Below are 10,313 nucleotides of genomic sequence, written 5' to 3'. Positions count from 1 at the left end.
TCGCCCGGGGGCGAAATATCTCCATCCCCCGTCCCGCCCGCAGGCGATAACTTAATACAAACTAAAATTTACCCGTTCTTTTTCTCAAATTCCCGGATGAAGTCGCACAGCTTTTCCACGCCTTCCACGGGCATGGCGTTGTAGATGGAGGCGCGCATGCCGCCCACCTTGCGGTGGCCCTTCAGATTGACGAAGCCGGCTGCCGCAGCCTCCTGGACGAACTTGGCGTCCATCTCGTCGCTGCCGGTGCGGAAGGTGACGTTCATGCCGGAACGGGCGGCCTTCTCCGCGTGGCAGTGGAACAGGCGGGAGGCGTCCAGAGTGTCGTACAGCATGCCGGAGCGCAGCTTTTTCAGCTTTTCCATGCCTTCCACGCCGCCCTGCTCCATGACCCAGTCCAGGGTCAGGCCCAGCATGTAGATGCACCAGCAGGGAGGGGTGTTGTACATGGAGTCCTTATCGATCATGGTCTTGTAGTTCATCATCAGGGGGGTGTAGGGCAGCTCGTGGCCGGCCAGGTCCTCACGGATGATGACCACGGTCAGGCCGGCGGGAGCCATGTTTTTCTGGGCGCCGGCGTAGATGATGCCGTACTTGGACACATCCACGGGCATGGACAGAATATCGGAGGACATATCGCAGACCAGGGGAACGCTGCCGGTATCGGGGACATAGTTCCACTCAGTGCCGTAGATGGTGTTGTTGGCACAATAGTAGAAGTAACTGGCGTCCGGGGCCAGCTTCAGCTGGTCCTGACCGGGGATGTAGCTGTGGTCCCGGTCCTCAGAGGAGGCGGCCAGGTTGATCTGGCCGTACTTCTTGGCCTCCTTATAGGCCAGGTTGGAGAAGTTTCCGGTGACGGCGTAGTCAGCTTTGCCGGTCTGACCGATCAGGTTCAGGGGGATCATGGAGAACTGGCCGGAGGCGCCAGTCTGGAGAAACAGGATCTTATAGCCTTCCGGGATGTTCATGATCCGGCGCAGCTTTTCCTGGGTCTCCTCAAAAATCTGAATGAAAACCTTTGACCGGTGACTCATCTCCATCACTGACATACCGGAACCACGGTAGTTGGTGATCTCAGACCCGGCGCGCTCCAGTGCGGACAGAGGGAGCATGGACGGGCCGGCGGAGAAGTTGTAAACACGCTGGTCGTTCATTTGGGAGAACCCCTTTCAAAATAAGAATCGCCCCGCTCCGGATGGAACGGGGCATTTTTTTATTATAGTAAAGGGAAAACTGGGTGTCAATGGCAAAAGTAGAAAACTGCGGGCATAAAAGTGAATTTTTTTGCTGTTTCAGGCGGGTCCCAGCGGAAAAATGCAATCATTTGGCCGGACTGACCGCATCCGGCGGCTCTCACCGCAGCATCCACTGGAGCAAGAGCAGCAACCCGAACCCCGGGACGCCCAGCAGGCCCAGAACCAGGGCGTTGACCCAATTGACGCCCAAGGTGACGCCGGTCAGATGTCCGATCTGGGAGAAGAGGGCCAGCGCCGCCAGCCCCACCGAGGAGCGCAGAAGCAAGCGGATCAACTGGGCCAAGGGGCGCCGGAAAAGCAGCAGGACGGTGCAGAGCATCAGAACCGCCAATCCCCAGGCTGTGTAATCGGGGAGGGCGCTCATGGGGCGGCCTCCAACTCTTTGACCCGGCGCAGCAGATAATTATACCGGGCCTGGAGGGCGTTGATCTCAAACACATAGGATTCGATCAGGTCGCTGTCACTGACATTGTTGAAGCTGCCATAGGCCTGATTGATGAGGGTCCGGGTGCTGGCCAGAGAGGCCATCAGTTCCCTCCGCTCCGTGTCACGGGGGGAGGGACGGTGGCGAAAGAGGGGGGGATGAGACGTCCGGGCCACAGGGATCACTCCTTTCAAATCATATAACTCCGGTCCCATTCTATGGATAGTTTGGACAAATATTCCAGAGGCTAACCGAAAAGAGCCGCAGGCGGCATGAAAAAGGACCGCCTTTGGAGAAGGCGGTCCGTGTATTGAAAGTGGAGCTTTGGTTATTGCCCGGCCTTTTGGATATACTGCCGCAGCATGGCGGCCATCTCAGCCCGGGTGGCCAGTCCGCCCGGGGCCAGGTTGCCGTTACCCTGTCCGGAGATGATGCCGTTTTCCACGGCCCAGGCCATGGCGGTCCGTGCCCAGGAGGAGATACTGCCGCTGTCGGGATAGGCGGAGAGAACGGCGTCAGAGGGCGTTTCCTCCAGACTGGCCAGCCGGTAGAGCATCTGGACCAGTTGTTCCCGGGTGATAGGCTCGTTGGGACCGAAGCCGTCGGAGATGCGGTTTTCCACCGCCCAGCGCTGGGCGGAGACATACCAGGGATTCCCAGCGGACAGCTGTTTTCCCCTCACCTTGGCCAGAACGGTCCACACCATGGCCCGGCTGGCAGCGGTGGTGGGGGAGAAGGAGTCGGCGCCGGTGCCGGAGAACAGGCCCTGCTGGAGGACATACTCCACGGTTTCGTAATACCAGGCGTTTGCGGGTACGTCGGAGGGGATGATGACCGAGTCAAAGAGGCGCAAATAGTAGCTCAGTGTGTACTCCTCCTGGTCCACAGCAGAGAGGTAGTGGAGGGTGACCAGATAAAGGAGGGTCCGTTCGCTGGCGGAGGAATCGGTGAAGACGGGGATGGCTTGGGCGTTTCCGGCAGTACAGCGGGCCCGGAGCGCCTGCTGTCCTCGGGCTCTCAGCGTCTCAGCGGACAGAATATAGGTCTGCCCTTTGGCCAGAGCATAGGAGGAGTTGGTCCAGGGATCAGTCACGCTGTTCCGGGACACCAGCTGACCGCTGGTGTTCATAATGTCGTGGACGGGCAGATCCTCACCGTCCAGCATTTCGTAGATCCCGTCATAATTCAGATCGGTGAGGTAATCCACCTCTACCCAGACCCGGTCGGCCTGGGGCTGAATATAGAAGGCAGTCTTGCCGGCGGTCCGGTTGATGCTGCAGCGGTAGCGGACGGAATCGTCCACAGAGAAGGTACCGGCGCTGCTCCTGCGGTACAGGGCCACATGGAGATCTAAGGTAGGAGTGTCGGTGGACTCCGCGTTGATCAGGAAGGAGGCGAAGGAGGTGGACTGAGGGTCCACAGCTCCGGCCGGCAGGATCAGGGAGACGGTCAGGACCAGAGACAGGACCAGACACAGCCAACGTTTCGGTGTGTTCATAGAAAGCTCCTTTCGGGAAAAGAAAAATACGATTTATATATTATAACCAAAAAAAGCGAATTTGGCAAGGGCGGGGCTATAAAGGCTGCGGATCGTTCCAAAACTGGGAAACAGGAGAGAAAGAACAAATGTAAACCGTTAGAAAAATGGGGTTGACAAGAGGAAAAGGAAAATGTATACTGCTGAGGAAATAAAGTTTACAACACGAGGTGGAGCCATGAAACGTTTGGCACAAGAGATCATTGCAGGCCGCCGCTTGGGTCGGGGGGATGACCTGTCCGTCCTGGTATCGGCCGGCCTGGAGGAATTATGCCAGGGGGCGGATCAGATCCGGGCCGCCCTGTGCGGCGATAAATTTGACCTGTGCACCATCATCAACGGACGCAGCGGCCGCTGCGGAGAGAACTGCAAGTTCTGCGCCCAGTCCTGCCACAACCACACCAATGTGGAGGAGTACCCCTTCCTGCCGCTGGAGGAGATCGTGGCTGAGGGCAAGCGGAACGAAGCCGCTGGCATCCACCGCTACTCCATCGTGACGGCGGGCCGGGGGCTGTACGGACAGGAACTGGAGCAGGGGCTGGCCGCCTACCGCCGTCTGAGGGCGGAAACGGGACTGGCCCTGTGCGCCTCCCACGGCCTCCAGACTTTGGAGGAGATGAAAGCTATGAAGGAGGCGGGGGTGGAACGGTTCCACGCCAACCTGGAGACTTCCCGGCGGTACTTCCCGTTCATCTGTACTACCCACACCTATCAGGACAAGGTGGACAATATCCTCCGGGCCAAGGAGGCAGGACTCCAGGTCTGTTCCGGCGGCATCCTGGGTATGGGGGAGACCTGGGAGGACCAGATCGACATGGCCCTGAGTCTGGCGGAGCTGGAGGTGGACTCCATCCCCCTGAACCTGCTCAGCCCCATCCCCGGCACCCCTCTGGAGCACATGGAGCCCATCTCCAGGGAGGATGTGCTCCGGTCGGTGGCCATCTTCCGGTACATCAACCCCACCGCCTGGATCCGGATGGCGGCGGGCCGGGGCCGGTTTGAGGACGGCGGCGAGGCCCTGTTCCGCTCCGGCGCCAACGCGGCCATCACCGGGGACATGCTCACCACCACCGGCACCAGCGTGGCTGGAGACATCGCCATGGCGGCACGCCTGGGTTACCGCCTGGAACAGGAAAGAGAAGAAGAATGTTATGGAAACGAAAGCGAAAAGTAAAGTATATCCCCTGGCCATGACCGCCGTCATGGCGGCGGTCATGTGTGTCCTGGGTCCCATGTCCATCCCCATCGGCCCGGTGCCCATCTCCTTCACCAACCTGGTCATTTACCTGGCCCTGTACATTCTGGGCTGGAAGCGGGGCACCCTCAGCTATCTGGTCTATATGCTCATCGGTATGGTGGGAATGCCCGTATTCTCCGGCTACAGCGGCGGCATGGGCAAGCTGTTCGGCCCCACCGGCGGCTACATCATCGGCTTTATCCCCATGGCCATCATCGCCGGTATCGTCATTGACAAGTGCCGGAACCGCGGCATCCAGTTTGTGGCCATGGTGGTGGGTACTGCCGTGTGCTATGCCTTCGGCACCGCCTGGTTCTGTGTCCAGGCCGGCTATGCCGTGGGCGCGGCCCTCAGCCTGTGCGTCTTCCCCTTCATCCCCGGTGATCTGGCGAAGATCGTCATTTCCATGGTGGCCGGCCCCATGATCCGCTCCCGCCTGGAGCAGGCCGGCCTGCACCCCGCCCAGTGACCATTTTAGAACCTTTACGATGGCAAGGACCGCTTCTGGAGGAGCGGTCCTTGTTTTTTGATTCAAAACTCCCTATAATGAGATGTACACCATGACTTATTTTGCGGGGATCAGAGAACGTATCATAAAAAAATTTCTTTCCGGTGCAATAAAAGACGTGTCCGGCGCATTACTCAGATGACAGGAGAAATAGCCCATGCTGATTCTTTTCGGAATCCAGACAACGGAACATGGGGGCGCGGAGGAGAAACGGGAGCTGGAGGAGCTGCTGTCCGGAGTGGCGGCCGGTGACCGTGAGGCCCTGGCCCGGCTGTACCACCGCACCCGGACAGCGGTGTACGGTCTGGCCTTGTCCTACCTGAAAAACGCTCAGGACGCCCAGGATGTGACCCAGGACACCTTTGTCCGGGTCTGGGAAAGTGCGCCCCAGTACCGTCCCCAGGGCTCCCCCATGGGGTGGCTGCTCACCGTGACGAAGAATCTGGCACGGATGAAACTGCGCCAACAGACCCGGCAGGTGGAACTGAATGACGAGGAGTGGGACGCCATTCCCGCCGGCGACGCCAGCCTGTCCCCGGAGGACAGGCAGGTCCTGCAGACCGCCCTGGGAAAGCTGGACGGCCAGGAGCGGCAGGTGGTGCTGCTCCACGCCGTCTCAGGTTTGAAGCACCGGGAGATCGCAGCCCTGTTGGAGCTGCCGTTGGCCACTGTCCTGTCCAAGTATCACAGAGCGCTGAAAAAACTGAGAGTCCAACTGGAAGGAGATGACACCCTATGACGGATCGGGAACTGGAGCGCCGCCTGGAGCGGGCCCTGTCTCATACGGCCCCCAATGATCTGGAGGGGGTCCTCTCCCGCTGTGAGACGCGGAAAGGAAATGTGATCCCCATGAAACAGAGCAAAACTCCGGCCATGCGCTGGCTGGCTGCCGCCTGTCTGGCGGTATTATTGGTAGGAGGAGGGAGCGGCGTGGCCTATCAGCAGGCCTACGCTGTAGCCTCCGTAGTGTCCCTGGACGTAAACCCCAGTATCGAATTGAAAGTCAATAAAAAGGAAAAAGTCCTCTCCTGTACGGGCCTGAATGAGGAGGCCAAGGAGGTCCTGGCCGACATGAACGGCGGAGCCGACCTGAAAGGCACCAAGCTGGACGTGGCGGTGAACGCCATCGTAGGCTCCCTGGTGCGCTGCGGTTATCTGGACAGCATCTCCTCCGCCATTCTCATCTCTGTGGAGGACAAGGACCAGGAACGGGCCGCCAAGCTCCAGCAGGAGTTGACGGCGGCGGTGGATGCCGTCCTCCAGGATCAGTCGGCCAACGCCGCCGTCCTCAGTCAGACTGTGACACAGGACGCGGCCCTGGCGGAGCAGGCCAGGGAGAACAATATCTCCACCGGGAAGGCCTATTTGGTCCGCCAGGTTATGGAGATGAACGGGACGATCGCCACGGACAGCACCAACGCCTTTGAGGAGATCTCCGCTTTGTCGGTGGAGGAGCTGAAGGACCTGCTGGAGACAGGGGAGAAGCGGATCCCCGTCGGCAAGGCCGCGGCCCAGGCGGCGGCGGAGGAATACGCGGGCGTCCTGTCTGTGGATTCCGTCACCGCTGCGGTGGACCCGGAGCTGGATGAGGCGCGCCCCCATTACGAGGTGGAACTGCGCCACCCCACCTTGGGTAAGTTCGAGTATATGGTGGACGCCTTTACCGGGGAGGTACTCAGCGGACAGAAGGACATTCTGAACGGCGCTTCCGCCTCGTCCCAGGTGGAGATCGGAGAAAGCCGGGCAAAGGAGATCGCCTTGGCCCACGCGGGACTGTCCGAGAGCGACACCGCCGCTCTGTTTGTAAAGTGGGAGCAAAAGAATGGCGGGCTGCGCTATGAGGTGGAGTTCTACGCCGGCGGCTATGAGTACAACTATGAGATCGACGGCTATACCGGTGCGGTATTGGATTGGGACAAGGAAGCGGACGGGAAGGGTGTCATTGGCGGCGCCGATGGACCCACGGCGATCATCACAGCGGAATATATCTCCCCGGAGGAGGCCAGGGCAGCCGCTTTGGCCCACGCCGGACTTACGGAGAGCGCGGTAAAATACTGCAATGCCTGGGTGGAATACGAGGATGGCCATCCGGAGTGCTACGAGGTGGAGTTTGAGGGAAACGGTATCCAATACAAATACGAGATCGGCCTGTATGACGGCGCGGTGTTGGACTACGAAAGTGAGACGCACGGCTCTGTCACCGGGGCTTCAGATGCCTCCAAGCCAGAGAAGCAGGGCAAAGTCAGTGCCAGCCTTTCAGAGAACGACGCCAAGGCTGCCGCGTTGAACCATGCAGGGGTGATGGAATCTAAGACCTCCCATTGGAAGACCGATTTGGAGGACGAAGATGGCCGTCCGGTGTATGAGGTGGAATTTAAAGCCGGAAATGTGGAGTATCAGTATAAGATCGATGGAACCACAGGAGCCGTGCTGGTCCATGCGAGTGACAAGGATGATTAAAGAGCTTGCGTTTATGAGAATAACGTGTAAAAACCGGTCCCCGGTCCTGATGGACCGGGGACCGGTTTTATCAAGGAAAACTCAGTGGGCGGAGGGAAGGGGATCGTCCACCAGCCGATTGTGGGACAGGTCCGCAAAATGGTAGTAGACCAGCGTCAGCACGCTGCAGACCAGCCATCCGGCAGGATAGCCCATGGCGATGGGCAGAATGGTGTTGGAGATAAAGTTGGCCATAACAAACAGATAGCACTGGCGGAACAGTACAAAGGAGAACAGCATCAGCACCATGGGTACCCGGCTGTTCCCGGCCCCCCGCAGGGCGGCGGAGTATACCTGGTTGATGCAGCACAGGAGATAGAAGGGGGAGAGACAGCGGAGAAACAGGGTGCCGAACTCAATAACAGCGGGTTTGGCGTTAAAAAACTCCACCAGATGGGGAGCGGTGGGCAGCACCAGAAGCATCAGGGCTGTGGTCAGCGCCATGGACAGCGCGCAGGCGGTCCGGGTACCTTTTTTGGCGCGCTCCACCTGTCCGGTGCCCAGATTCTGACCCACAAAGGTGGTGGCGGCCAGAGACAGAGACTGCATGGGCAGGACCATCAGCTGGTCGATCTTGGCATAGGCCGTCCAACCGGACATGCAGTCAGGACCGAAGAAATTGATATAGGACTGAACAAAGACGTTGGAGAAGGAGGTAACTGCCAGCTGGAGGGCCGCCGGGATGCCCACGCCCACGATCTTTTTCAGAATAGGGATGTTGATCCGAAGCTCCTCCAGCCGCAGCTGGACCCAGCCATCGCTTCGGATCATGGTGATCAGGACCAGCAGAGCCGAGATGCCCTGGGAGAAAACGGTGGCGTAGGCCACCCCAGCCACCCCCAGATTCAGTACAATAACAAAGGTCAGGTCCAGCACGATGTTCAGTACCGCGCAGAGCACCAGGAAGTAAAAAGGCCGCCTGGAGTCCCCCACGGCCCGCAGAATACCGGAACCCATGTTGTACAGCACCAGCCCCAGCATACCTCCGAAATAGATGGTCAAATAGGTGTGGGCCTCTGGATAGACCACGTCAGGCGTCTTCATCAGCCGGAGCATGGAGGGGATGATGAGGATACCGAAAAAGGTGAGCAGGACGCCCAGAAGCAGGGTCATCACAATGGAGGTGTGTACCGTCTCCCGGACCTTGTCCCGCTGCTTGGCGCCGTAGTATTGGGAGATGACCACGCCCGCGCCGCTGGATAGGCCCATGAAGAAGCCAATCAGCATATTGATGATGGGGCCCACAGTGCCCACGGCGGAGAAGGCCTCGTTGCTGACGTAATTGCCCACTACCCAGGTGTCCACGGTGTTGTACAGCTGCTGAAAAATATTCCCTATCAGCAGTGGAAAGGAGAAATTGATCAGATGCCGGACCACGTTGCCGTGGGTCATGTCGACATCATGCTGTTTTCCGGTATGAATTTGTTTCAGGTGAGAATGTTCCATGGGCCGTTTGTGCCTCCGTCAGAAGATTTATGAAAACCAGTGGCCGCGGACGGGATACCTGAAAAGCCGCACGCCGGGGAAACGAGAAAATTATAGCAACAATTGGGAAAAAAGACAAGAGAAGGTAAAAACGCGGCGGACGCCCAGGCGTCCGCCGCGTTTTGGTTCCAAATAAACAGAACCTTACCGTTGGCCGGAGGCGTTTTCCGGTTCCCGGGGGATGTCCTGGGAAACGCGGGGTTCTTCCACGGACGCCCCGGAAGCGTCAGGCTGAGCTTCAAGGGCCTGGGAGCTGTCAGACGCCTCCGGCTCCTGTTCCTGGGGGACGGCGGGGTCGGCTGGCTCCCCTTCCGGTGCGGAGGTGGGGGACTGAGAAGCGGTGCTGTCGCTTGGGGCCTCCCCTTTTAAAACGCCTTGGACCACCCAGCGGGTGTCGTGGCCGTTTCCGGTGCAGGTGGAGAGCGTGACGATCCGGTCATAAACGGTGGGCACCACGCCGGTATCAATGACTGACTGCGTCAGACAGAAATCGAGGAAGGCCTGTTTGCTCTGGTCGCTGGAGAAGGAGAGACGGTAGGTGTCTCCGTCCACGCTGACTTCATAGGCGGCAAAGATCTCGTACTTGTGGCTGCCGTTGTCATCGGTGATATAGAGGTAGGGGTGCTTGGCCCAGTAACTCTGGTCCTGATAGGAGTGAAGGGTGCCGAACATGGACCGGTTGTTCATCCGGTGGCCGTATATGATGGTGTTGAAATCACTAAGGTCCCGGCTGTTCTGGCATTCCAAAAAGATGGCCCCAACGGAATTTCGGCTTTTCCGCCAAGTGTGGTTCAGGTAATAGCTGTTGTCGCTGCCCTGGACCAGGGGATAGGACAGCCTGGTGTTGGGGACCAGGATCCAGCCCAATACGTCAGAGTTGACCTCCCGCAAGGCGGAAAAATCCATATTGCGCAGGGCGTCGGCATAGGGGTCCACATATACGGGGGCAGCCTCGTCCGGTTCGGAGGAAGCGGAGGTGGCGGAGGAGGCGGAGGAGGCGGTGGTGCTTCCAGACGGTTCGGGCAAGGAGAGGCCGGGCAGTTCGGTCAGATCTGGGAGCCCCGCCAGTTCTTCCGCCTGAGCGTAGTCCTGATCTCCTTCCTTGTATTGCAGTGCTTTGTAGAGCAGCATGGCGGAACTGCCCAAAAAGGCGAGGGCGAGGACTGCGATAAGGGCGGTGCGCAGCTTACGATTCATGGGGCACCTCATTTCGTTGGGAAAATGGAAGCGGTTTATGGCAATGGGGGCTTTCACTGGGGGAATGGGCCGCGTTTGGTATTACGGCAGACATTATTATAATGCGTACTGAACAAAGCCGCAAGCCTTGAAAGCCAAGTCTTTCAAGGCCAATTGGCTTTGTTCAA

The 10,313-nt window shown here is 59.0% G+C and carries 10 protein-coding genes; 4 read left to right on the top strand and 6 right to left on the bottom strand.

All coding sequences use genetic code 11. The features are described 5' to 3' along the window. Window positions 1-68: 68 nt before the first annotated feature. The 4 genes from serC to I6E42_RS12440 form a co-directional block, all read right to left on the bottom strand. Window positions 69-1,157, bottom strand: coding sequence for a 3-phosphoserine/phosphohydroxythreonine transaminase (gene serC, locus I6E42_RS12455; RefSeq protein ID WP_235372335.1), 1,089 nt, complete (start codon window positions 1,155-1,157; stop codon window positions 69-71). A gap of 199 nt (window positions 1,158-1,356) precedes the next feature. Next, a complete protein-coding gene (locus tag I6E42_RS12450) occupies window positions 1,357-1,623 on the bottom strand; it encodes a pro-sigmaK processing inhibitor BofA family protein (RefSeq protein WP_235372334.1) in 267 nt (88 codons plus the stop codon). Then, window positions 1,620-1,868 carry a YaaL family protein gene (locus I6E42_RS12445; RefSeq protein WP_235372336.1) on the bottom strand — a complete coding sequence of 83 codons (249 nt, stop codon included), beginning with the start codon at window positions 1,866-1,868 and terminating at the stop codon, window positions 1,620-1,622. The genes I6E42_RS12450 and I6E42_RS12445 overlap by 4 nt, the downstream gene beginning before the upstream one ends. A 143-nt stretch (window positions 1,869-2,011) precedes the next feature. Continuing rightward, window positions 2,012-3,181, bottom strand: coding sequence for an S-layer homology domain-containing protein (locus I6E42_RS12440; protein ID WP_235372333.1), 1,170 nt, complete (start codon window positions 3,179-3,181; stop codon window positions 2,012-2,014). Window positions 3,182-3,398: 217 nt separating this feature from the next. Here I6E42_RS12440 and bioB point away from each other — a divergent pair, with 217 nt between their 5' ends. From bioB to I6E42_RS12420, 4 genes are all read left to right on the top strand, one after another. Further along, entirely contained in the window at window positions 3,399-4,394 is a 996-nt protein-coding gene (gene bioB, locus I6E42_RS12435; protein ID WP_235372332.1) for a biotin synthase BioB, read from the top strand. Then, window positions 4,372-4,926: a biotin transporter BioY gene (locus tag I6E42_RS12430; RefSeq protein WP_235372331.1), complete on the top strand. Its 555-nt coding sequence runs from the start codon at window positions 4,372-4,374 to the stop codon at window positions 4,924-4,926. The genes bioB and I6E42_RS12430 overlap by 23 nt, the downstream gene beginning before the upstream one ends. A 196-nt stretch (window positions 4,927-5,122) precedes the next feature. Beyond that, window positions 5,123-5,704, top strand: coding sequence for an RNA polymerase sigma factor (locus tag I6E42_RS12425; protein ID WP_235372330.1), 582 nt, complete (start codon window positions 5,123-5,125; stop codon window positions 5,702-5,704). After that, window positions 5,701-7,425 carry a PepSY domain-containing protein gene (locus tag I6E42_RS12420; protein WP_235372329.1) on the top strand — a complete coding sequence of 575 codons (1,725 nt, stop codon included), beginning with the start codon at window positions 5,701-5,703 and terminating at the stop codon, window positions 7,423-7,425. Before I6E42_RS12425 ends, I6E42_RS12420 begins: the two co-directional genes overlap by 4 nt. Before the next feature lie 81 nt (window positions 7,426-7,506). On the opposite strand, the gene I6E42_RS12415 is transcribed toward I6E42_RS12420, so the two are convergent. Together I6E42_RS12415 and srtB are read right to left on the bottom strand one after the other, a co-directional pair. Further along, on the bottom strand, window positions 7,507-8,910 hold the full coding sequence (locus I6E42_RS12415) for an MATE family efflux transporter (protein ID WP_235372328.1): 1,404 nt from the start codon (window positions 8,908-8,910) through the stop codon (window positions 7,507-7,509). 183 nt (window positions 8,911-9,093) lie between these two features. Further along, window positions 9,094-10,146 carry a class B sortase gene (gene srtB, locus I6E42_RS12410; RefSeq protein ID WP_235372327.1) on the bottom strand — a complete coding sequence of 351 codons (1,053 nt, stop codon included), beginning with the start codon at window positions 10,144-10,146 and terminating at the stop codon, window positions 9,094-9,096. Window positions 10,147-10,313: the final 167 nt, after the last annotated feature.

It is taken from the genome of Pseudoflavonifractor phocaeensis (assembly GCF_021531815.1).
In the GTDB taxonomy this organism is placed as follows: Bacteria; Bacillota; Clostridia; order Oscillospirales; family Oscillospiraceae; genus Lawsonibacter; species Lawsonibacter phocaeensis_A.
This window is presented reverse-complemented; position numbering and strand designations above follow the sequence as displayed.